The organism is Methylobacterium sp. WL119 (assembly GCF_008039875.1).
Lineage (GTDB): Bacteria > Pseudomonadota > Alphaproteobacteria > Rhizobiales > Beijerinckiaceae > Methylobacterium.
Map to the genome: position 1 here is coordinate 1 of NZ_VRUU01000028.1, position 21,067 is coordinate 21,067.

Sequence of the window (21,067 nt, forward strand, 5' to 3'; positions counted from 1 at the left end):
GGCGGGGTGAGCGCGGCGCCGAGGGGCGCGCCCTGACGGTCCGCGCCGGCCTCCGGGCCCAGCATCGGCCGGGGATCGAACAGGGGGGCGAGGGCGGTCGACCCGGTGCTGCGGGCCTGGAGGCTCGCGACCTGCGGCACCGGCTCGGTCCCGCCGCCCGGCGGCACGCCCTCGAGGGTGACGAGGCAGAGCAGGGCGGCGAGCGTGTTGCGAAGGATCGGGTGGCGGCGTGCCCGCCGGCGGCGGGCGGGACGCGTGAGGCCGCAGGAGGAGCGCGGGTGATGAGGCATGCGGACTCGACTCGAAGGCGACCCGGTGCCCGCAGCCGCGCAGCGTCCGGCCCGCGCCCGCGACGGATCGGCGGGCGGCGGGCCGGCCGATGGGGTCGGCCGTGCGGGGATCGAGAGAACTGCGACTGATCCGTATTGGGCGCGCGTTTGGTTAATCCGCCCCTAAGCCGCCGGCCGACGCGTGCGGATCGCGCGCGAAAACCCGCGAGACCCGTGCGCCGGCGCGGCGATGATCGGCAGCGTCTCGCTCGACCCGCTCGACCCGCGCGGCGCGGGGATAAGCGGGGGCATGCGCATGCACGCGAACGTGTTGCCGCTTCGTTCTTGCCGAGCCGGCCCCGAATCGGCGATACCGTCGCGCATGCGGATGCCCGTCCTCGCTGTCCTCCTGTCCCTGAACGCTCTGCCCTGCGCGGCTGCGCAGGCGCCGCGGGCGGCCGACCCGGCGGCGCTGGAGCAGGCGTGGCGCGACTGCGTGCGGGAAGCCTATGCGCACCAGCCGCCGGCCCAGGGGCGCGCCGGCTCGCAGCGCAACGCCCTCGACGAATGCAAGGAGCGCGAGGACGCCGTCGTCGCGGCGCTGATGGCCGCCCGCGACGTCGAGGCCGGACGCGATGCCCGCTCGCTGCCGGCCCGTGCCCGCGCCTGGGCGGCCTCGGTCGCCGCCTACGTCGTCGACCCGGTCTCGTCCTGGATCGCGATGCTGCGCAACTGAGCGCCGGCAATTCCCGCGCCGACGGCGGCCGGGTCGTTCAGAGGATCGGATGCATCTGCCGGGCGCGCCCGCGCGTCACCGCCCGTAGACGTCCTCGACGCGGATGATGTCGTCCTCGCCGGTATAGGAGCCGACCTGGACCTCGATCAGCTCGAGCGGGATCCTGCCGGGGTTGGTCAGGCGGTGCAGCGAGCCGATCGGCAGGTACACCGCCTCGTTCTCGTGGACGAGGACGAGGCGCTCGCCCAGCGTCACCTCCGCCGTGCCCTTCACCACCACCCAGTGCTCGGCGCGGTGATGGTGCTTCTGCAGCGACAGGCGCCCGCCCGGCGTCACCATGATGCGCTTGACCTGGAAGCGCTCGCCGATGTCGACGCGCTGGTACCAGCCCCAGGGCCGGTACATCCGCCGGTGCGCGTCGGCCTCCGGATGGGCCCGGGCCCGCAGCACCCCGACCAGCTCCTTGACCCGGCCCGACTGCGACTTCGAGGCGACCAGCACCGCATCGGGGGTCGCCACCACCACCACGTCGTCGAGGCCGACCACCGTGGTCAGCCCCTCGCCCTCGCTGTGCACCAGGCTGTTGCGCGTGCCCAGGAGCTCGACCCGGCCGCGCACCGCGTTGCCGGCGGCGTCCTGCGGCAGCACCTGCCAGACCGCGTCCCAGGTGCCGACGTCCGACCACGGGAACGACACCGGCAGCACGCCGGCGCGCGTCGTGCGCTCCATCACCGCGTAGTCGATCGAGATCTTGGGCGCCTGCCCGAACGCCGCCGCGTCCAGGCGGACGAAGTCGAGGTCGACGCCGGCCCGCTCCAGCGCCGCGCGGGCGGCGGAGAGCACCGCGGGCGCGTGCGCCTCGAGCTCGGCCAGCATCAGGTCGGCCCGGAACAGGAAGTAGCCCGAGTTCCACAGGGCGCCCTCCGCGATCAGCGCGGCGGCGCCCTCCGCATCCGGCTTCTCGACGAAGCGCGCCACCGCGAAGGCGCCCTCGGCCTCCGGCAGCGCCCCCCCGCGGCGGATGTAGCCGTAATCGGTCGCCGGGCGCGTCGGCTCGATGCCGAGCGTCATGGTGTAGCCGGCCCGCGCGCCGACCGCCGCCGTGCGCACGGCGGCGGCGAAGGCCGGCACGTCGCCGATCACGTGGTCGGCGGCCATGATCAGCACCACCGCCTCCGGGTCTGCCTTGGCCGCGTGCAAGGCCGCCACCGCCACGGCGGCGGCCGAGTCGCGCCCCTCCGGCTCTAGGATGATGTCGGCGGACATCCCGGCCTGGGCCAGCTGCTCGGCGACGATGAAGCGCGACTCGGCCGCCGCGATCACCGCCGGCCGGGCGAAGACCGCCGCGTCGCCCACCCGCCGCGCGGTGGCCTGGAACGTCGACTCCGACGCGTCCACCAGCCGCGCGAACTGCTTCGGCATGCTCTCGCGCGATACCGGCCACAGCCGCGTGCCCGAGCCGCCGCACAGGATCACGGGCAGGATGCGGGCGGTGCTCATCGGACGACTCCTGTTCCTGGGACCGGGCCGCACGGCCCGGTCTCGGCGAACCCACGGTAGCGCCCGCGCCGCCGCGAGGCGACTCGATGCCGGTCCGGCCGGCCGCGAATCCGTCGTGATGGCAAACGCCCGGCGTCGGGCGCCTCGGCCGGCGGCCTCACTCCAGCCCGAACGTCCGCCCCGGGAACCCGGCCGCATCGAAGTAGCGCTGGTCCCCGACCTGCTGGAAGCGCAGCACCGTGGTCAGGCCCGCCGGCGACGGTTCCGAGCGGAGCGTGCCGGCCTGCGCCTGCGGCACCGGAGCCTCCCGCATCGCCTCCCGCATCGGGCGGCCGATCAGGCGGCCCTTGGCGGGGATCTCGAGCTTGAGCAGGGCGGCGAGCGTCTGCCCGACATCGGCGTTGCTCACCGGCAGCGGGTCGACGAAGCCGGCCTTGAAGCTCGGGCCGATCGCGGCCATGAAGTTGTGGGTGTCGGCCCGGCTGAAGCTGCCGTGCATGCCCTGGCCCTGCTGCAGCGCCGTGTCGGCGACCTCGACGACGCAGGTCTCCGGGTTGGCGCAGCCGGTGCTGTACGAGCGGAAGTTGACGACGATCGCCGGCGTCGGCGTCGCGGCCTCGCCCTTCAGGTTCACCGCCGAGAGCGGCAGCGTGCCGGGGAAGCGCCCGAGCGCGTCGTCGACGAAGAGGCCGCTGACGTAGTCCTGCGCCAGGAGCGCCGCGATCGTGCGCGCGGCGAGCGCCCTGTCGCCCTTCGGCAGGTAGACGAGGTCCGAGCCGCCGTTGACCGCGACGACGAGGTCCGGCGCCTTCGGGTCGGGGCCGAGCAGCGCGTTGCCGAGCTTCGGCCGCTGGCCGGCGAGGACGGGGGCGGCGCTCGCATCGGGCTCGTGCAGCGGCAGGCCGAGGGCGGCCGCGAGGTCGAGCGCGAGGAAGCCCGGCGGCAGCTGCCCCGCGGGCACGCCGGGAAGCGCGGTCTTCGCCGACGGGCTCGTCGCGCTCTCCTTCGAGATGGTCGAGAAGCCGTGGTCGGCGGCGACGACGATGTCGGTGGTGTCGGCCAGCCCGAGCGCGTCCAGCGCCCGGCGCAGCGCCGCGAGGTTGTCGTCGGCGTTGCGGATGCCGGCGAGCGAGGTCGGCCCGTTGATGCCGGGCACGAGCTTGCCGAGGCTGTCGCCGTGGTTGTGCTGCACGGCGTCCGGGTCGCGCGACCAGTAGACCAGCACGAACGGTTTTCCGCGGGCCTTGAACAGCGGCAGCACGACCTTCGTGGCGACGTCGACGAAGTAGGCCTGCTGCGCGACGTTGGCGACCAGCGTGCCCGGCGTCGTCGCGTCGCCGGCCTTGCCGTTCTCCCCGCGCGAGGGGGCGGCCAGCGGCAGGCCGCCGGCCGCCAGCAGGCCCCGCATCTCGGCGCTGAAGGGGATGCCGCGCGCCGAGCCGGTGTCGTCGTCGACGATGATCGTCGGGGCGCCGTCGCGGCTGGTGTTGTCGAAATTGAGGGTCGGCCCGAGCTTGCCGATCGCCGCGGTGCTGATCCCGGCCTTGGCGGCGGCCCGCAGCACCGTCTCCTCGTTGAGCCAGTCGCCGTTGAAGAAGCCGTTCATCTCGCCGAGCACCGCATCGTTCTCGACGAAGGGCGTCACCGTCCCGTTCTGCGCCGCGACCGGCTTGCCGACGTAGATCGTGTTCGAGAAGTCGCCGGTGTCGCCGAGGTGGTGGCCGGTCGCCATCGCCGAGCCGTTGGCGGTGGTGAAGGTCGGGAACAGCGAATGGCTGTTGGCGAGGTTCACGCCCTGGTCGCGCAGCGCCGCCATGGCGGGCGCGGTCTCCGGGGTGACCATCCCGGCGCGCATCCCGTCGGGGACGAACAGGATCACGTTGCGGGGGCGCTCGGCCGCCGCGGCGGCGGTGCCGAGCAGGCCGGCGACGATGACGCCGTTGAGGATCGCACGCATCGCCGTCGTCTCCTGAAGCGCCGGCTGGAACGCGGCTCGGGGCCGCTTCTCCCCACGTCCCCATGACGTCCGTGTGACGACGAACGCGGGCGGGGCGGCGGGCGGGTCGGAATCCCCGGCCCGCCCGCGCGATCGGGGCGCGACGCCTACATCGGCGGTGTCAGCCCGTCCTTGCCGACGGCGACCCGGCGGGCGCTCAACGCGCTGCCGTCGCGGGCCGCGGTGACGAAGGCCTTGGCGCCGGGCTTCAGGACCGCCCGGTCGGCCGGCTCGAAGGTCACCACCGGCACCTGGGGCGGCACGACCACCGTCTGCGCGCCGTCCTTGTAGGTCACGGTCAGCGTGCGCTCCCCGCCGCCGGCGGCGCTGGCCGACACGGTGCCGTTGGTCATCGCGCTCTTCACCCGGGGGGCCGGGGCGTCGGCCTTGACCGTGCCATTGGTCATGGCGCTCTTCACCCGGGCGCCGCCGGCGGTGGTGTCGGGGATCGCGTCCCAGCCGTAATGGCCCTCGCCGGTGCCGCGCATGGCTTCGGGGAACAGCACGACCTCGATCGCGGTGCGCGGGCTCTCGCCCTTGGTGGCGGTGCCGATGAAGGTGCCCTCCTTCACGTCGTCGAGGCTGGCCTTGACCACCGAGACGAACTTGGTGTCGTCGCCGAGCGCGATCGTCTCCGACACGCCGTCGATGGTCTTCAGGGTGATCGCGCCGGGCGCGACCGCCTCGATCGTGCCGCGCAGGCGCTCGACGACCGGGGCGGCCTGGGCGCCGCCGATCGACAGGAGGCCGGCGAGGGCGAGAAGCGGGAGGCGTGTCATGAGGGTCCTGTCGTTGGGAAGGCCCGACCATCCGGCACGATCGTCCGAAAGCCTGCGGCTGCGGCCCGACCGCTATCATGCCGGCACCGGGCCCGGCACCCGCCGGCCGGCGCGGCCATCCGCCTCGCCGGGGCTCGGCCGCGGGGCCTTGCCGCGAAACCTTTCCGGCCGATCTGGTGTTCGAACCGACGGGCCTTTCGCTCGCTCCACCATCGGACAGGCATGCAGATCCACCTCGACGCGGTCGGCGGCATGGCCGGCGACATGTTCGTCGCCGCCCTCCTCGACGCCTTTCCCGAGCACACCGAGGGCGTGTCGGCGAGCGTCCGCGCGGCGAGCCGGGCGGGCGTCGCCTGCCGCGTGCTGCCGCACAACGACGGCGTGCTCCAGGGCAGCCGCTTCCTGGTCTCCGGGCCCGGCGAGCCCGGTCCCGCGCCGCAGGGCGCGGACCGGCACGCGCACGGCCATCACGCGCACGGCCCCCACGATCACGATCCTGCGCACGGCTCGTCGCACGCCCACGCCCACGCGGGCGACCACGGTCACGATCACCGCCCGTGGTCCGAGATCCGCGTCGCGCTCGAACGCGCCGATCTCGAAGCGGCGGTGCGTGGGCACGCGCTCGCGATCTTCGGCCACCTCGCCGAGGCGGAGGCGCGCGTGCACGGCATCGCGGTCGAGCAGGTGGCGTTCCACGAGGTCGGCGCCTGGGATTCGATCGCCGACATCGTCGCCGCCGCCCACCTCGTCGCCGCGCTCGGCGCCACGCGATGGAGCGTCGGCGCCCTCCCCCTCGGCTCCGGGATGGTGCGCACGCAGCACGGCCTGCTGCCGGTACCGGCCCCGGCGACCGCGCTGCTGCTCGACGGCTTCCCGACCCGCGACGACGGCGTGCCGGGCGAGCGGGTGACGCCCACCGGCGCCGCGATCCTGCGCCATCTCTGCGGCGGGGCCGGATCGGCGCCGAGCGGCCCGCGTCGTCTCGGGCGCTCCGGCGTCGGCTTCGGCACCAGGCGCCTGCCCGGCCTGAGCAACTGCGTGCGGGTGCTCGCCTTCGATGACGCGGCCCCGATGGCGGCGCTGGAGACGCATCCGGACCATCGCACGATCGCGGTGATCGAGTTCGAGGTCGACGACCAGTCCGGCGAGGACTTGGCCATGGGGCTCGACCGCCTGCGGATGCGGGACGACGTGCTCGACGTCGTGCAGATGCCGGTCTTCGGCAAGAAGGGCCGGATGATGGCGCATGTCCGCCTGCTCGCCCGCGCCGACGCCCTCGATGCCGTGGTCGCCGCGTGCTTCTCCGAGACCGCGACGATCGGCCTGCGCCACGCGCTCGTCGCCGGCCGCGCCCTGCCCCGCCGGGCCACGACCGTCGCGGTCGAAGGCCGGGACGTGCGGGTCAAGCTCGCGGAGCGGCCGGGCGGGCGCACCGCCAAGGCCGAGGCCGACGACGCCCGGTCGCTCGGCGGCCACGCCGCCCGGGCCGCCCTGCGCCGCGAGGCCGAGCGGATCGCCCTCGAGAGCCCGGAGCCGACGTCGTGAGCGCCCTTTCCACCCGGCTCGAGGCCGTCCTGCGCGAGATCGGGTCCGTCGCCGTGGCGGTGAGCGGCGGCGTCGACAGCCTGACGCTGGCGGCGCTCGCCCATCGCGTGCTCGGCGCCGACGCCGCGCTGATGGTGCATGCCGCCTCCCCCGCCGTGCCGGCGGAAGCCACCGACCGCGTCCGCGCCGAGGCGGCGCGCGCCGGCTGGAGCCTGCGGGTGATCGAGGCCGGCGAGTTCTCCGATCCGGCCTATCGCGCCAACCCGGTGAACCGCTGCTTCTTCTGCAAGACCAATCTCTACGGCGCGATCCGCGGCGTCACCGACCGGCCGATGGTCTCGGGCGCCAACCTCGACGACCTCGGCGAGTACCGGCCCGGCCTCGACGCCGCGGCCGGCTACGGCGTCCGCCACCCCTACGTCGAGGCCGGCCTCGACAAGGCGGCGGTGCGGCGGCTGAGCCGCGATCTCGGCCTCGGCGCGGTGGCCGAGCTGCCCTCCGCCCCCTGCCTGTCGAGCCGGGTCGAGACCGGCATCCGCATCGAGCCGGAGGTGCTGGCCTTCATCCACGCGGTCGAGCGCCGCGTCGGGGCCGCGCTGGCGACCCGGGCGGAGCCGGGCCGCGCCGTGCGTTGCCGCGTGCGCGCCGCGGGGATCGTCGTCGAGCTCGATCCGGCGAGCCTCGCGGCGCTCGATGCCGGCGGCCGGGACGCGCTCGAAGGCTGGATCGCGGCGCAGGCACCGGGACGCCTCGCCGCGAACGCGGTCCGCTTCGAGCCCTACCGCACCGGCAGCGCCTTTCTCGTCGGCGGCGGGGCCCGGGCATGAGCGTTTCCGACGAGTTCACCCTGGATTTCGCCCGCGCCGAGCGGATCGGCCTCGAGGAGGCGGTGTTCTGCGCCGGCAAGTCCGCCGCGCAGATCGACGCGATCCTCGCTGCTGCGGTCGAGCGGGAGGCGCGCTTCCTCCTGACCCGCCTCGACGCGGACAAGCACGCCGCCCTGCAGGCGGCCCACCGCGCGGCGCTGGATTACTGCCCGGTCTCGCGCACCGCCGTCTTCGGTGCTGCCCGTCCGGTCGAGGGGCCGGCCCGCATCGCCGTGGTCGCGGCCGGCACCTCCGACGTGCCGGTCGCCCGCGAGGCGTTGCGGACGCTGGCCTACCAGGGTTGCGCGGCGACCCTCGTCGCCGATGTCGGCGTCGCCGGCCTGTGGCGGCTGACCCGGCGCCTCGACGAGATCCGCGCGCATCCGGTGGTGATCTGCGTCGCCGGCATGGACGCGGCGCTGCCCAGCGTGCTCGGCGGCCTCGTCGCCGGCGCGGTGATCGGCGTGCCGACCTCGGTCGGCTACGGCGTCGCCGCGGGCGGCCGCACGGCGCTCGACGCGATGCTCGCGAGCTGCGCCCCCGGCCTCGCGGTCGTCAACATCGACAACGGCTACGGCGCGGCCTGCGCCGCCCTGCGCCTGCTCCACACCGCCGAACGCCTCCGGGCGGCCGGCTGAACCGATCCGTCGCCCGAACTTAGGAGAATCCCATGGAACGCCGCAGCTTCCTTCAGAGCGCCGTCGTCGGCGCGGGCCTCGCCGCAGCCGGCGGCAGCACCGCCACCGCGGCCGTCGACCCGACGGCCCTGCCCGGCAACCGGCCGTCCGATCCCGCGAGCCTCCCCCTCGTCACCGATCCGGGCGAGCGCCGCGGCGAGATGCTCTATCGCGCCTTCGGGCGCCATTCCGACAAGATCTCGGCCATCGGCATGGGCGGGTTCCACCTCGGCAAGAGCGCGGTGACGGACGACGAGGCGACGCGGCTGATCCACCAGGGGATCGAGCGCGGCATCACCTTCATGGACAATTGCTGGGACTACAACGAGGGCCGCTCCGAGCTGCGCATGGGCGCGGCGCTGCAGGAAGGCAGCCGGCGCGACAAGGTGTTCCTGATGTCCAAGATGGACGGGCGCACCAAGGAGGAGGCGACGAAGCAGATCGACGCCTCGCTGCACCGCCTGCGCACCGACCGGATCGACCTCGTCCAGCACCACGAGATCCTGCGCTACGACGACCCGGACCGGGTCTTCGCCGAGGGCGGCGCGATGGAGGCCTTCGTCGAGGCGAAGAAGGCGGGCAAGCTGCGCTACATCGGCTTCACCGGGCACAAGGACCCGCGCATCCATCTGCAGATGCTGGAGGTCGCCCACGAGCGCGGGTTCCAGTTCGATTCGGTGCAGATGCCGCTCAACGTCATGGACGCGCATTTCCGCTCGTTCGGCCACCTCGTCCTGCCCTACCTCGTGCAGAACGGCATCGCCGCGCTCGGCATGAAGACCTTCGGCGACGGCGTCATCCTGAAGAGCGACGCGCCGATCAAGCCGATCGAGTACCTGCATTTCGGCCTCAACCTGCCGGTCTCGGTGCTGATCACCGGCATCCAGAGCCAGCGCGACCTCGACCAGGCGTTCGAGGCGGTGAAGACCTTCCGGCCGATGGACAAGGCGGCGGTCGCCGAGCTGCTCGGGCGCAGCCGCCCCTACGCGCTCGAAGGCAAGTACGAGCTGTTCAAGACCAGCGCGACCTTCGACGGCACCGCCAAGAACGCGGCGTGGCTCGGGGAGGACGTCCCGGGGGTGAAGACCCTCGCCCCGACGATGGAGTGATTTTTGCCAGGGTGTCGGTGACCCCTGGCGCCCGCCGCCTATCCATCCGATGATCGACCCGACCAGACCGTCAGGACACCCCATGAAGCGTCTCGCCGCCCTCGCTCTTCCCGCCCTCGTCCTGCTGCCGCAGGCGGCGCTCGCCCATCCCGGCCACGGCGAGGCCGCGGGCCTCGTCCACGGCTTCCTGCACCCGGTGAGCGGAGCCGACCACGTCCTCGCCATGGTCGCGGTCGGGCTGCTGGCGGCCCTGCGCGGCGGCCGGGCCCTGTGGGCGCTGCCCGCGGCCTTCCTGGCGCTGATGGCGGCGGGCGCCGGGCTCGGCATGGCGGGCGTCGAGGTCTCCGGCCTCGGCCTGCCGGTGGCCGAGACCGGGATCGCCCTGTCGGTGGTCGCCTTCGGCCTCGCGGCCGCGTTCGGCCTCCGACTTCCGGTCGCCGCGCTCGGCGCCCTCGTCGGCGGCTTTGCCGCGTTCCACGGCTATGCCCACGGCGCGGAGATGCCCGAGACCGCCTCCGGCCTCGTCTACGGCCTCGGGTTCCTCGCCGGCACCGCCCTGCTCCACGCCGCCGGCCTCGGCCTTGGCCTGGCGATCGCGGCCGGCACCCGCCGTACGGTCATGGCTCCCATGCTCGGCGGCGCGGTGGTCGCCTCCGGCGTCGTGCTGCTCGCAGGGCATTTCTAAGTCGAGACCTCCGGCGGGGCAGGCACCCGCCGGAGTTCGAGCTTCCGAGATCTATGATTCATCTTTCAAGCCGGCTGATTTTCACCAACCTGGACTTTATAGTTCCCAGTTTGGAACGATTATGATTTGAGCATGTGACGAACAAGCCTCTTCCAATTTCGGCGCGGCCGGGTATGCGATGCATCCCATGCGCGCGCTCCGTCTCACCCTCCCCCTGCTCGCCGGCCTGGCCGGCCTCACCGCCTCCGCGGTCGCCAAGGAGATCCCCGTCGGGCCCCACGTGACCCAGAACGGTCTCGAGGTCGCGGCGGTGTACCTGCAGCCGATCGAGATGGACCCGCCCGACATGATGCGCGCGGCGGCGCAGTCCGACCTGCACCTCGAGGCCGACATCCGCGCCGCCAAGGACAACCGCAACGGCTTCGCCGAGGGCGACTTCGTGCCGTCGCTGACCGTGACCTTCGAGGTGGTGAAGCTCGACGGCGACAAGCCCACCGACCAGAAGGTCTCGGGGCCGCTGATGGGCATGGTCGCCAACGACGGCCCGCATTACGGCGACAACGTCAAGCTGTTCGGGCCGGGCCGCTACCGCCTCAAGCTCACCGTGGCGCCCCCCGGCCCGCACGCCCATTTCGGCCGCCACGTCGACAAGGAGACCGGGGTGGCCGAGTGGTTCAAGCCGTTCGACATCACCCAGGACTTCACCTTCGCCGGCATCGGCAAGAAGGGCGCGTACTGAGGATGCAGGCCGCGACCGGTCTTCCCGCCCGCTGGGCGCTGCTCGCCCTCGCACCGCTTCTCCTGGCGCCGCTTCTCCTGGCGCCTCGGGCCGCGCGCGCCGACGACATGCCGGTGATCAAGGTCGAGATGAAGGACGGCGTGATCCTGCCCGCGATCATCGAGGTTCCGGCCAAGACCCGCTTCAAGCTGGAGATCTCGAACACCGGAACCTCGCCGGTGGAGTTCGAGAGCCTCGAGCTGAAGCGCGAAAAGGCGCTCGCCGCCGGCTCGACCTCGTCGATCATCTTCCGCACCCTCGATCCTGGCAGCTACGACGTCTTCGACGACTTCCATCCGGAGGCGAAGGCGACGCTGGTGGCCAAGGACTCGGTGGCGAAGTAGCCGGTGGCCGGCGCGACCCTCAGCCCCGGCCGGGAGGCCTGGATCGACGGACGCCTCGCCGACTTCGGCGACTGGCTCCGCCGGCACGGCGGCGTGCTGCGCACCATCCAGTGGGCGGTGGTCGGCATCTACGTCGTGCTCGTGGCCGTGCCTGCCTTCCTGCCGCTGCCCGACCGCGGCGCCCATCTCTGGTCGAACCTGACGCTGGCGGCGCAATTCGCGTTCTGGGGCATCTGGTGGCCGTTCGTGCTGCTCAGCATGGTCATCGCCGGGCGCGCCTGGTGCGGGGTGCTGTGCCCCGAAGGCACGCTCACCGAGTTCGCCAGCCGGTGGAGCCTCGGCCGCGCCGTGCCGCGCTGGATCACCTGGGGCGGGTGGCCGTTCCTGGCGTTCGCCGGCACCACGGTCTACGGCCAGATGGTCAGCGTCTACGGCTACCCGAAGCCGGTGCTCGCCGTGCTCGGCGGCTCGACCGTGGCGGCGATCCTCGTCGGCGCCGTGTACGGGCGCAACAAGCGGGTGTGGTGCCGCTACCTCTGCCCGGTCAACGGCGTGTTCGCGGTGCTCTCCAAGCTCGCGCCGGTGAGCTTCCAGGTCGACGGCGCCGCCTGGAGCGCCTCGCCGAAGCCGAAGCCGGGGCAAGGCTTCAACTGCGCGCCCCTCGTGGCGGTGAAGACCATGCGCGGCTCGGGCGCCTGCCACATGTGCGGGCGCTGCAGCGGCTATCGCGGCGCCGTGCGGCTGGCCCGCCGTTCGCCCAACCACGAGATCGTCCACGTGGCCGGCGACGAGCCCTCCCTCGACCAGACCGTGCTGATCCTGTTCGGCATGATGGGCCTCGCCGTCGGCGCGTTCCAGTGGTCGTCGAGCCCCTGGTACATCGACGGCAAGCAGTGGCTCGCCACCTGGCTGATCGAGCGCGGCGTCACCTGGCCGCTGGAGACCTCGGCGCCGTGGTTCGTGCTGACGAACTACCCCGAGCACAACGACGTGCTCACCCTCCTCGACGGCGCGATGCTGCTCGCCTACATCGCCGCCGCCTGCCTCGGCATCGGGCTCGCGCTGACCGGCCTGGTCGCGCTCGCGACCCGCGCGGGCGGGCCGTGGTCCACCGCCCGCTTCCACCACCTGACGCAGGCGCTGATCCCGATCGCCGGCTGCGGCGTCTTCCTCGGCCTCTCGGCGCTCACGGTCACCTTCCTGCGCGGCGAGGGCTTCGTCCTGCCCTTCGTCGACGAGGTCCGCGCCGGCCTCCTCGGCGGGGCCAGCCTGTGGAGCCTCTGGCTGGCCTGGCGGATCGCCGGCCTGTCGGCCGGCGGCCCGCGCCGGGTCGCCACAACCCTGTGCATCGGTGCCGCCGCGGGCCTCGCGGTGGCGAACTGGGCGCTTCTGTTCTGGATCTGGTAGCGCGCGAGCGCCCCATCAACGCGAAAGCCGGGATATCCGCATGATCGGAGCCTTCGTCATCGCCTTCCGCGAGGTCATCGAGGCGGGCCTCATCATCTCGATCGTGCTGGCGGCCACCCGCGGCATTCCCGGGCGCGGCCGCTGGGTCGCGCTCGGCATCGTCGGGGGCCTGGCCGGCGCCGCCCTCGTCGCGCTGTTCGCCGAGAAGATCTCGGACGCGTTCGAGGGCGCGGGGCAGGACCTGCTCAACGCCGCCGTGCTCATCGTCGCCGTGCTGATGCTGGTCTGGCACAACACCTGGATGGCGGCCCACGGGCGCGAGCTCGCGGGCGAGCTGCGGGCGGCGGGCGAGGCCGTCCGCTCCGGGCAGCGCACCGCGGCGGCGCTGGCGCTGGTCGTCGGCGCGGCGATCCTGCGCGAGGGCGCGGAGCTGGTGCTGTTCCTCTACGGCCTCGTCGCCTCGGGGGCGTCGGGGGCCGACCTGCAGGCCGGGGCGCTCGCCGGCGTCGGCGCAGGCGCCCTGCTCTCGGGCATCAGCTATTTCGGCCTCGCCGCGATCCCGAGCCGCTACGTGTTCTCGGTGACGAGCGCGCTGATCATCTTCCTCGCCGCCGGCCTCGCGGCGCAGGCGGCGCAGTTCCTGTCGAACGCCGGCATCGTCACCGGGCTCGACCAGATCCTGTGGAACTCGTCCGGCCTGATCCCGGAGAACGGCTGGCCGGGCCGCGTGCTGCACGCGCTCGTCGGCTACACCGACCGCCCGACCGCGCTCCAGGGCATCGTCTACGTCGGCACGATCCTGGTGATGGTCGGGCTGATGCAGGTGACCGCCTCGAGCAAGCGCCGGGCCCTGCGCACCGCCTGAGCGCCTCGGCCGGCACGCAACCGCGGCAACGAAAAGCCCGCCGCGATCGGATCGCGGCGGGCTTTTCTCGTCGCGTCCGCTCCCCGTACGGGGAGGCGCGGACTACTCGGCGGCGGCCGGCGCGGCCTTCGCCTTGCCCTTGTTCTTGTCGGTGCGCTCGGCGATGCGGGCGGACTTACCGCGGCGATCGCGCAGGTAGTACAGCTTGGCCCGGCGTACCTTGCCGCGGCGCACCACCTTGATCGAATCGATCAGCGGGCCGTGGACCGGGAACAGGCGCTCGACGCCCTCGCCGTAGGAGATCTTGCGGACGGTGAAGCTCTCGTTGAGGCCGCCGCCGGAGCGCGCGATCACCACGCCCTCGTAGGCCTGGACGCGGGTGCGCTCGCCTTCCTTGACCTTGACGTTCACGATCACCGTGTCGCCGGGCTGGAAGTCGGGGATGGTCTTGTTCAGTCGAGCGACTTCTTCCTGCTCGAGCTGCTGGATGATGTTCATGAATAGCTCCGGCCGTCGCGCCGCGCTGCCCCGGATGGGCTTGCGGGCGTCAGGATTTCGGCATCCTGTTTTGAGTTGGCGCCGCGATACACCAAGCCCACGCGCTTGTCGATTGCCGGCCGCGCCCGTCGATTGCCGGCGGCGATTGCCCATTGCCGGCGGGGCCCGTCGATTGCCCGCCCCGGTTGAGAAAATCCGGTCCGCGGTCCACATGGAGGATGGCGCGAGACGCGCCGTTCCCGGCCGGCCTTGAACCGGCGCAGCGGACGAGGATCCTGTCAGACATGTTCATCCAGACCGAAGCGACCCCGAACCCCGCCACCCTGAAGTTCCTGCCCGGCCGGGTGGTGCTGCAGGAGGGCACCTTCGAGGCCAAGGACGCGGACGGCGCCGCCCGCTCGCCCCTGGCGCAGCGCCTGTTCGACGTGCCCGGCGTCGCCGGCGTGTATTTCGGCCACGACTTCATCTCGGTGACCAAGGCCGACGGCGTCGACGAGTGGCCGCAGGTCAAGCCGGCCCTTCTGGGCGCGATCATGGAGCACTTCCAGTCCGGCGCGCCGGTGATGGCGGAAGGCTCCGCGCAGGCCGACGACGCCGCCGAGGAATTCTACGACGCCGCCGACCACGACACCGTGGTGACGATCAAGGACCTGCTCGAGACCCGCGTGCGCCCGGCGGTGGCGGGCGACGGCGGCGACATCACCTTCCGCGGCTACAAGGAAGGCGTCGTCTACCTGGAGATGAAGGGCGCCTGCTCCGGCTGCCCGTCCTCGACCGCGACGCTCCGGCACGGCGTGCAGAACCTGTTCAAGCACTTCCTGCCCGAGATCCGGGAAGTCCAGGCGGTCTGAGACCGGCGCTTCGAAATCGCGGCGCTTAGGGTGCGCGCCCAGCCGGCACCCGAAGCGCCTTTGCAACACCTTCTCCCGAACCGCGCGCCGACGGCCGCCCCGCACTGACGGGCGCGGCCGTTTTGGCTTAGGCTCGCGGCTTCCTTCAGAGGGCGGACGGGAGCGAAGCCCCGGCGAACGGGAGTGGGCGTGCATATCCTGGCCATCGACACGGCACTCGAGCTCTGCTCGGCCTGCGTCGCGACCGAGGCGGCCGACGGGTCCGTCGATCTGCTCGCGCAGGAATCCATGACGCTCGCCCGCGGCCACGCCGAGGCGCTGCTGCCGCTGGTCGAGCGGGTGATGGCCCGGTTCGAGGCCGGGTTCGAGGGCCTGTCCCGCGTCGCCGTCACCGTCGGCCCCGGCAGCTACACCGGCCTGCGCGTCGGCCTGTCGGCGGCCCGCGCCGTCGGCCTCGCCGCCGGCATTCCCGTGGTCGGGGTCACCACCCTCTCGGCGCTGCTGGCGCCGCAGCTGGCGCTGAACGGCGACGGCCTGATCGCCGCCGCGATCGATGCCCGCCACGGTGCGGTCTACCTCCAGGCGATGAGCGCGGGCGACGGCATCGTCGTGCCGCCGACGCACCTGCGCCTCGAGGAGGCCGCCGACCGGCTCGGGGCCGGCCCCGTCACCCTCGTCGGCTCCGGTGCCGCCCTCCTGGCGGCCGTGCTCCGGGCCCGCGGGATCGCGGTCGACGTCGCGGGCGCCGGCGGGCCCGACATCGCCTGGGTCGCCTCGCTCGGCCTGGTCGCCGACCCGGCCCAGGCCCTGCCCCGGCCGATGTACCTGCGCGGGGCCGACGCCCAGCCGCAGGACCACGCGCGGATCGCCCGCCGATGACACGCAAGCCTCATCGCTCGGACCGTTCCAGCGGCCTTCGGCCGCCGGCAAGCGCGAAGGCGCGCCGCCGATGCGGCGGATCGCCCGCGATGCGGCGGCATCGAGGGCCACAGGCATGAGCCGCCCGGTCTCGCCCTTCTGGCCGCTGGAATGGTGGCTCGCCTGGTGGGAGGCCTGGGGCCCCGAGCCCTACGTCGCGCCCTTGCGCGAGGCCGACCAGGCGCGCACGCTCGCCCGGCTCCACGCCACCGCCTTCGCGCGGCCCTGGGACGCGCACGAGTTCGAGCGGATGCTGTGCGAGCGCGCGACGCAGGGGCACGCCCTGTGGCGGGCCGGCGCGATGCAGGGCTTCATCCTGTCCCGCAAGGTCGCCGACGAGGCCGAGATCCTCACCGTCGTGCTGGCGCCCTCCGCCCGCGGCGGCGGCCTGAGCCATCGGCTGCTGCGCGAGCATCTCGGGCACCTGGCGCTGATCGGCGTCGCGCAGGTCCACCTGGAGGTCGACGAGGGCAATGCGCCCGCGCTCAAGCTCTACGCCCGGCACGGGTTCATCCGGGTGGGCACGCGGACCGGCTACTACGCGCAGGCCGACGGCAGCCGCGCGACCGCGCTCACCATGCGCGCCGACCTGACGTGAGCGCCCGGTGACGCGCGTCGGGGTGGCCCTGCGCCTGGTCGTCTGCGCGCTGGCCTTCGCGCTGCTCGCCGGTCCGCACTGGCTGGCCCTGCGCTTCGGCGAGCGCCGCGGATGGGGCCTCGCGCCGGCGCTGTTCCACCGGGTGTTCCTGGCCCTGTTCTCGGTGCGCGTGACGCAGAGCGGCACCCCGCCCCGCCCCGGCGAGGCCGCGCTGGTGCTCGCCAACCACGTCTCCTGGCTCGACATCATCGCCGTCGGCTCGCTGCGGCCGCTCTCCTTCGTGGCGAAGTCCGAGATCGCCGGCTGGCCGGTGATCGGCACGCTCGCCGCCCTCCAGCGCACGGTGTTCATCGACCGGGCGCGGCGCGGCGCGACCGCGACCGTCAACGCCGCGATCGGCGACCGGCTGGCGCGGGGCGAGCTCGTGGTGCTGTTCGCCGAGGGCACCACCGGCGACGGCACCCGCCTGCTGCCGTTCCGCTCCTCGCTCGTCGGCGCGGCGCGGGCCGCGATCCAGGCGCGAGGGGCCGACGGCGGCCTCGACCGCATCCGCCTGCAGCCCCTGGCGATCACCTATCCGCGCCGCAACGGCCTGCCCGTGGGCCGGGCCGAGCGCCCCGAGATCGCGTGGTACGGCGACATGGACCTCGCCCCCCATCTCGCCCTGTTCTTCGAGCGCGGGCCGATCGACGTCCACGTGGTCTGGGGCCAGCCGATCGCCTTCGAGGCCGGCACCGACCGCAAGGCCGTCACGGTCCAGGCCGAGGCCGCCGTCCGCGCCGCGATGAAGGGCCCGGGGGCGATGCAGGGCCACGCGGGGGTGCCGGGCCACGCGCCCGCCCGGCCGCTGCCGGGCCTCACGGACGGCACGGCGGCCGCCTGAATCCCGTCAGGCCGGTTCGGTCGCGTGCGGCACGGTCGCCGTCAGCCGCAGGTTCATCGCCCTCAGGACGCGCACCGTCGTATCGAGGCTCGGATTGCCCTCCTCGGAGAGGGCCTTGTACAGGCTCTCGCGCGACAGGCCGGAGGTGCGGGCGATCCGCGTCATGCCGCGGGCGCGGGCGGCGACGCCGAGCGCGTGGCGGAAGAGCGCCGTGTCTCCTTCCTCGAAGGCCGCGGTGAGGTATTCCGCCAGCGCCTCGTCGGTCTCGAGATAGTCTGCCGAATCGTAGGGCTGCGTCTCGGTCATCCGCCGTCTCCATCCTTCAGATCTGCGGCCAGCGCCCTGGCCCGCACGATATCCCGTTGCTGGCTGCCCTTGTCTCCGCCGCAGAGCAGAACGATCAGGGCTTCGCCGCGACGGATGAAGTACAGTCGGTAGCCAGGTCCGTAATCGATGCGCATCTCGCTCACCCCGGAGCCGACCGGCTTCGCGTCGCCGGCATTGCCCAGAGCGAGACGGTCGATCCGGATCGCGATCCGCGCCTTGGCACGCGGATCCCGCAAGGCGCCGAGCCAAGCATCGAAATCAGCCGTGCGTCGGACCGGAATCCTAAATGTTCGTATTCTATAGGATACGGACTGGCAAGCGCTCGGACCGGGTCGCGACGGCGGGCCGGATCTATGATAGAGGCGTGCCGCCTCGGCCGCAGAGATGTTCGCGCGCCGTATCCCAAGGAACCCGGGACCCGACGCGGTGTCGAAAAAAGCCTTCGTCAAATCCTACGGCTGCCAGATGAACGCCTACGACGCCGCCCGCATGGCGGACGTCCTGGCCGAGCAGGGGTTCTCCGCCACCGACGCCGTCGAGGAGGCGGACGTGGTGGTGCTCAACACCTGCCACATCCGCGAGAAGGCGGCCGAGAAGGTCTATTCCGAGCTCGGCCGGCTGCGCGTGCTCAAGGACGCGCGGAAGCTCGAAGGCCGCGACACCCGCATCGTCGTCGCCGGCTGCGTCGCGCAGGCGGAAGGCTCCGAGATCCTGCACCGCGCGCCCGTGGTGGACGTGGTCGTCGGGCCGCAGAGCTACCATCGGCTGCCGGACCTGCTCGCCCGCTCGCATGCCAGGCGCGTGGTCGACACCGAATTCCCCGTCGAGGACAAGTTCGACCACCTGCCGGCGCGCCGCACCGCGGGCGTCTCCGCCTTCCTCACGGTGCAGGAGGGCTGCGACAAGTTCTGCGCGTTCTGCGTGGTGCCCTACACCCGCGGCGCCGAGGTCTCGCGTTCCGTCGCCGCCGTCGTCGCGGAGGCGGAGAAGCTCGCCGCCGGTGGGGTCCGCGAGATCGGCCTCGTCGGCCAGAACGTGAACGCCTATCACGGGCTCGGGGCCGACGGCGGCGCGGCGACGCTGGCCGATCTGATCCGCGCGGTGGCGCGCGTGCCGGGCATCGCGCGGATCCGCTACACCACGAGCCACCCCAACGACATGGGCGACGACCTGATCGCGGCCCATGCCGAGATCCCGGCGCTGATGCCCTACCTGCACCTTCCGGTGCAGTCGGGCTCCGACCGGATCCTGTCCGCGATGAACCGGCGCCACACCGGGGACGCCTACCGGCGGATCATCGACCGCGTCCGCAGGGCCCGCCCCGACATCGCCCTGTCCTCGGACTTCATCGTCGGCTTTCCCGGCGAGACCGACGCCGAGTTCGCCGACACGATGCGGCTCGTCTCCGACATCGGGTTCGAGAGCGCCTATTCCTTCAAGTACAGCCCGCGCCCCGGCACGCCGGCCGCCGAGCGCAGCGACGCGGTCCCGGAGGACGTGATGACCGGCCGCCTGCACGCGCTGCAGGCGCTGCTCGACGCGCAGCGCCACGCGTTCCAGCGCGCGGCGGTGGGGCAGGTGGTCGAGGTCCTGGTCGAGAAGGCCGGCCGCAGGCCCGGCCAGGTCGCGGGCAAGACGCCGCACCTGCTCGCCGTTCAGTTCGACGCCCCCACCTCCCGTATCGGGCAGGTCGTGCCCGTGCGCATCGTCGAGGCGGGGACCAACAGCCTGTTCGGCGCGGCGATCGAGGCCGCGGCGGCCGCGTAGGGCGGCGGGCCGGGCGATGAAGGGAGTGTTCGTGGCGTCATTCGACGGAACGGCCGGGCGCAGCGGCCCCTTGCGCGGGCGCGGGCCCGCCGCGCGGCCGCTCGGCCCGGGCTTCGGCCACGACGAGCCGGTCGAGGTCTCGCTGACCTTCGACGACAACCGCCTCGCGAGCCTCGTCTTCGGCCAGTACGACCAGAACGTCGCGCATATCGAGCGCCGGCTGGAGGTGACGGCCACCGCGCTGGGCAACCACGTCGTGCTCAAGGGCTCGCCGGACGCGACCGAGCGTGCCCGCCGGGTGTTCGAGAAGCTCTACGCCCGCGTGCGGACCGGCGGCAGCGCCCTGACGCTGGGCGACGTCGACGGCGCGATCCAGGAGGCCACCGTCCAGGGCCAGCTGTTCCCGGCGGCCGCCATCGCCGCCGAGCCGGACCGGCCGCATTTCGAGCAGATCGCCACGCGCAAGCGCGGCGCGGTCCGCGCCCGGAACGCGGCACAGGACGCCTACATCAAGGCCCTGCGCGCCAACGAGCTCGTCTTCGCCGAGGGTCCGGCCGGCACCGGCAAGACCTGGCTCGCCGTCGGCCACGCGGTCTCGCTGCTGGAGCAGGGCCACGCCGAGCGGCTGATCCTCTCGCGCCCGGCGGTCGAGGCCGGCGAGCGCCTCGGCTTCCTCCCCGGCGACATGCGCGACAAGGTCGACCCGTACCTGCGCCCGATCTACGACGCGCTCTACGACTTCATGGAGGCGCGCCACGTCGACCGCGGCCTGCAGACCGGGGTGATCGAGATCGCGCCGCTGGCCTTCATGCGCGGGCGCACGCTCACCAACGCGATCGTGCTGCTGGACGAGGCGCAGAACACCACCTCGATGCAGATGAAGATGTTCCTGACCCGGCTCGGCGAGAACTCGCGGATGATCGTCACCGGCGATCCCTCCCAGGTCGACCTGCCGCCGGGGCAGAAGTCGGGGCTGGTCGAGGCGGTGCGGGTGCTCGACGGCGTCGAGGGCATCGGCCGCATCAACTTCCGGGACAAGGACGTGGTCCGCCACGACCTCGTGCGCCGCATCGTCACCGCCTACGAGGGCGCGGCCCACGGCGAGGCGGATGCCGACCGCAACCCGAACCCGCGGCGGCGGCCGCTCGCGTGATGGGGCACGCGATCGACATGGTGGTCGAGGTGGCGATCGAGGACGAACGCTGGAGCGGCGCGGTCCCCGACCTCGAAGCCTTCGTGATTCGCGCCGTCGAGGCCGGTCTCGCCGCGGCCCCCGAGCCGCCCGCCGGCCCGGTCGAGGTCAGCGTCCTGCTCGCCGACGACGCCACCGTGCAGGCGCTCAACCGGACCTGGCGGGGCAAGGACCGGCCCACCAACGTGCTGTCGTTTCCGTCCTCGCCGCAGCCCGCCCATGCCGGCGTCGCGGTGCCGCTCGGCGACGTCGTTCTTGCGTACGACACGTTGGTGCGCGAAAGTGCCGAGCAGTCGAAGCCGCTCGTCCACCACCTCGCGCATCTCCTGGTTCATGGCACCCTCCACCTGCTCGGTCAGGACCACGAGACCGGCGACGCGGACGCGGAGGCCATGGAGGCCCTGGAGGTCGCGGCGCTCGCGACCCTCGGCGTGCCCGACCCTTACGCGGACTCCGCGGCCGGCTGAGCGACGACGT

General features: G+C 73.1%; 24 protein-coding genes. 17 read left to right on the top strand and 7 right to left on the bottom strand.

The annotated features are described in order from the left end of the window. The coding region (locus tag FV227_RS12400) for a hypothetical protein (RefSeq protein WP_147859040.1) at nucleotides 1-290 on the bottom strand (290 nt) is incomplete at its 3' end. 361 nt (nucleotides 291-651) lie between these two features. Here FV227_RS12400 and FV227_RS12405 point away from each other — a divergent pair. Beyond that, a complete protein-coding gene (locus tag FV227_RS12405) occupies nucleotides 652-1,005 on the top strand; it encodes a hypothetical protein (RefSeq protein WP_147729975.1) in 354 nt (117 codons plus the stop codon). Between the two features lie 75 nt (nucleotides 1,006-1,080). Here FV227_RS12405 and FV227_RS12410 read toward each other — a convergent pair whose 3' ends face one another. The 3 genes from FV227_RS12410 to FV227_RS12420 all read right to left on the bottom strand — a co-directional run bounded on the left by FV227_RS12410 (nucleotide 1,081) and on the right by FV227_RS12420 (nucleotide 5,280). Then, entirely contained in the window at nucleotides 1,081-2,505 is a 1,425-nt protein-coding gene (locus tag FV227_RS12410; RefSeq protein ID WP_147859041.1) for a mannose-1-phosphate guanylyltransferase/mannose-6-phosphate isomerase, read from the bottom strand. 157 nt (nucleotides 2,506-2,662) lie between these two features. Beyond that, the gene (locus FV227_RS12415; RefSeq protein ID WP_147859042.1) at nucleotides 2,663-4,462 is read right to left on the bottom strand and encodes a nucleotide pyrophosphatase/phosphodiesterase family protein; all 1,800 of its coding nucleotides are present in this window, start codon (nucleotides 4,460-4,462) and stop codon (nucleotides 2,663-2,665) included. A 146-nt stretch (nucleotides 4,463-4,608) separates the two neighbouring features. Continuing rightward, nucleotides 4,609-5,280, bottom strand: coding sequence for a metal ABC transporter permease (locus FV227_RS12420; protein WP_147729579.1), 672 nt, complete (start codon nucleotides 5,278-5,280; stop codon nucleotides 4,609-4,611). Nucleotides 5,281-5,502: 222 nt separating this feature from the next. On the opposite strand from FV227_RS12420, the gene FV227_RS12425 reads away from it, so the two are divergent. From FV227_RS12425 to FV227_RS12465, 9 genes are all read left to right on the top strand, one after another. Then, nucleotides 5,503-6,825: a LarC family nickel insertion protein gene (locus FV227_RS12425; RefSeq protein ID WP_147859043.1), complete on the top strand. Its 1,323-nt coding sequence runs from the start codon at nucleotides 5,503-5,505 to the stop codon at nucleotides 6,823-6,825. Further along, entirely contained in the window at nucleotides 6,822-7,652 is an 831-nt protein-coding gene (locus tag FV227_RS12430; RefSeq protein WP_147859044.1) for an adenine nucleotide alpha hydrolase, read from the top strand. The genes FV227_RS12425 and FV227_RS12430 overlap by 4 nt, the downstream gene beginning before the upstream one ends. After that, nucleotides 7,649-8,329: a nickel pincer cofactor biosynthesis protein LarB gene (larB, locus tag FV227_RS12435; protein ID WP_147859045.1), complete on the top strand. Its 681-nt coding sequence runs from the start codon at nucleotides 7,649-7,651 to the stop codon at nucleotides 8,327-8,329. The genes FV227_RS12430 and larB overlap by 4 nt, the downstream gene beginning before the upstream one ends. A 32-nt stretch (nucleotides 8,330-8,361) precedes the next feature. Next, complete coding sequence (locus FV227_RS12440; protein ID WP_147729793.1) at nucleotides 8,362-9,477, top strand: aldo/keto reductase; 1,116 nt, start codon at nucleotides 8,362-8,364, stop codon at nucleotides 9,475-9,477. Between the two features lie 82 nt (nucleotides 9,478-9,559). Next, nucleotides 9,560-10,162: a HupE/UreJ family protein gene (locus tag FV227_RS12445; RefSeq protein WP_147859046.1), complete on the top strand. Its 603-nt coding sequence runs from the start codon at nucleotides 9,560-9,562 to the stop codon at nucleotides 10,160-10,162. 187 nt (nucleotides 10,163-10,349) lie between these two features. Further along, the gene (locus FV227_RS12450; RefSeq protein ID WP_147844021.1) at nucleotides 10,350-10,901 is read left to right on the top strand and encodes an iron transporter; all 552 of its coding nucleotides are present in this window, start codon (nucleotides 10,350-10,352) and stop codon (nucleotides 10,899-10,901) included. 2 nt (nucleotides 10,902-10,903) lie between these two features. Then, a complete protein-coding gene (locus tag FV227_RS12455) occupies nucleotides 10,904-11,284 on the top strand; it encodes a cupredoxin domain-containing protein (RefSeq protein ID WP_147729274.1) in 381 nt (126 codons plus the stop codon). A gap of 3 nt (nucleotides 11,285-11,287) precedes the next feature. Continuing rightward, nucleotides 11,288-12,691 carry a 4Fe-4S binding protein gene (locus FV227_RS12460; protein WP_147729275.1) on the top strand — a complete coding sequence of 468 codons (1,404 nt, stop codon included), beginning with the start codon at nucleotides 11,288-11,290 and terminating at the stop codon, nucleotides 12,689-12,691. Between the two features lie 40 nt (nucleotides 12,692-12,731). Then, complete coding sequence (locus tag FV227_RS12465) at nucleotides 12,732-13,556, top strand: FTR1 family protein (RefSeq protein WP_147859047.1); 825 nt, start codon at nucleotides 12,732-12,734, stop codon at nucleotides 13,554-13,556. Between the two features lie 102 nt (nucleotides 13,557-13,658). Here the strand turns inward: FV227_RS12465 and rplS are convergent, their stop codons facing one another. Continuing rightward, the gene (rplS, locus tag FV227_RS12470; RefSeq protein ID WP_147729513.1) at nucleotides 13,659-14,054 is read right to left on the bottom strand and encodes a 50S ribosomal protein L19; all 396 of its coding nucleotides are present in this window, start codon (nucleotides 14,052-14,054) and stop codon (nucleotides 13,659-13,661) included. Between the two features lie 284 nt (nucleotides 14,055-14,338). On the opposite strand from rplS, the gene FV227_RS12475 reads away from it, so the two are divergent. The 4 genes from FV227_RS12475 to FV227_RS12490 all read left to right on the top strand — a co-directional run bounded on the left by FV227_RS12475 (nucleotide 14,339) and on the right by FV227_RS12490 (nucleotide 17,304). Continuing rightward, nucleotides 14,339-14,905: a NifU family protein gene (locus tag FV227_RS12475; protein ID WP_147859048.1), complete on the top strand. Its 567-nt coding sequence runs from the start codon at nucleotides 14,339-14,341 to the stop codon at nucleotides 14,903-14,905. A gap of 189 nt (nucleotides 14,906-15,094) precedes the next feature. Further along, nucleotides 15,095-15,784, top strand: a complete 690-nt coding sequence (gene tsaB / locus FV227_RS12480; protein WP_147844002.1) for a tRNA (adenosine(37)-N6)-threonylcarbamoyltransferase complex dimerization subunit type 1 TsaB — start codon at nucleotides 15,095-15,097, stop codon at nucleotides 15,782-15,784. Between the two features lie 115 nt (nucleotides 15,785-15,899). After that, nucleotides 15,900-16,421, top strand: coding sequence for a GNAT family N-acetyltransferase (locus FV227_RS12485; protein ID WP_147859049.1), 522 nt, complete (start codon nucleotides 15,900-15,902; stop codon nucleotides 16,419-16,421). 7 nt (nucleotides 16,422-16,428) lie between these two features. Beyond that, nucleotides 16,429-17,304: a lysophospholipid acyltransferase family protein gene (locus FV227_RS12490; protein ID WP_147729195.1), complete on the top strand. Its 876-nt coding sequence runs from the start codon at nucleotides 16,429-16,431 to the stop codon at nucleotides 17,302-17,304. 6 nt (nucleotides 17,305-17,310) lie between these two features. On the opposite strand, the gene FV227_RS12495 is transcribed toward FV227_RS12490, so the two are convergent. Both FV227_RS12495 and FV227_RS12500 read right to left on the bottom strand, forming a co-directional pair. Then, nucleotides 17,311-17,610, bottom strand: coding sequence for an addiction module antidote protein (locus FV227_RS12495; protein WP_147729194.1), 300 nt, complete (start codon nucleotides 17,608-17,610; stop codon nucleotides 17,311-17,313). Then, nucleotides 17,607-17,912, bottom strand: coding sequence for a type II toxin-antitoxin system RelE/ParE family toxin (locus FV227_RS12500; RefSeq protein WP_147729197.1), 306 nt, complete (start codon nucleotides 17,910-17,912; stop codon nucleotides 17,607-17,609). The genes FV227_RS12495 and FV227_RS12500 overlap by 4 nt, the downstream gene beginning before the upstream one ends. A 103-nt stretch (nucleotides 17,913-18,015) precedes the next feature. On the opposite strand from FV227_RS12500, the gene miaB reads away from it, so the two are divergent. Genes miaB through ybeY form a run of 3 tightly spaced genes read left to right on the top strand, consistent with a single transcriptional unit; the run spans nucleotide 18,016 to nucleotide 21,057 of the window. After that, complete coding sequence (gene miaB, locus FV227_RS12505; protein ID WP_147729193.1) at nucleotides 18,016-19,398, top strand: tRNA (N6-isopentenyl adenosine(37)-C2)-methylthiotransferase MiaB; 1,383 nt, start codon at nucleotides 18,016-18,018, stop codon at nucleotides 19,396-19,398. Nucleotides 19,399-19,429: 31 nt separating this feature from the next. Next, nucleotides 19,430-20,551, top strand: coding sequence for a PhoH family protein (locus tag FV227_RS12510; RefSeq protein ID WP_246686511.1), 1,122 nt, complete (start codon nucleotides 19,430-19,432; stop codon nucleotides 20,549-20,551). Continuing rightward, complete coding sequence (ybeY, locus tag FV227_RS12515; protein ID WP_147729656.1) at nucleotides 20,551-21,057, top strand: rRNA maturation RNase YbeY; 507 nt, start codon at nucleotides 20,551-20,553, stop codon at nucleotides 21,055-21,057. Before FV227_RS12510 ends, ybeY begins: the two co-directional genes overlap by 1 nt. Nucleotides 21,058-21,067: the final 10 nt, after the last annotated feature.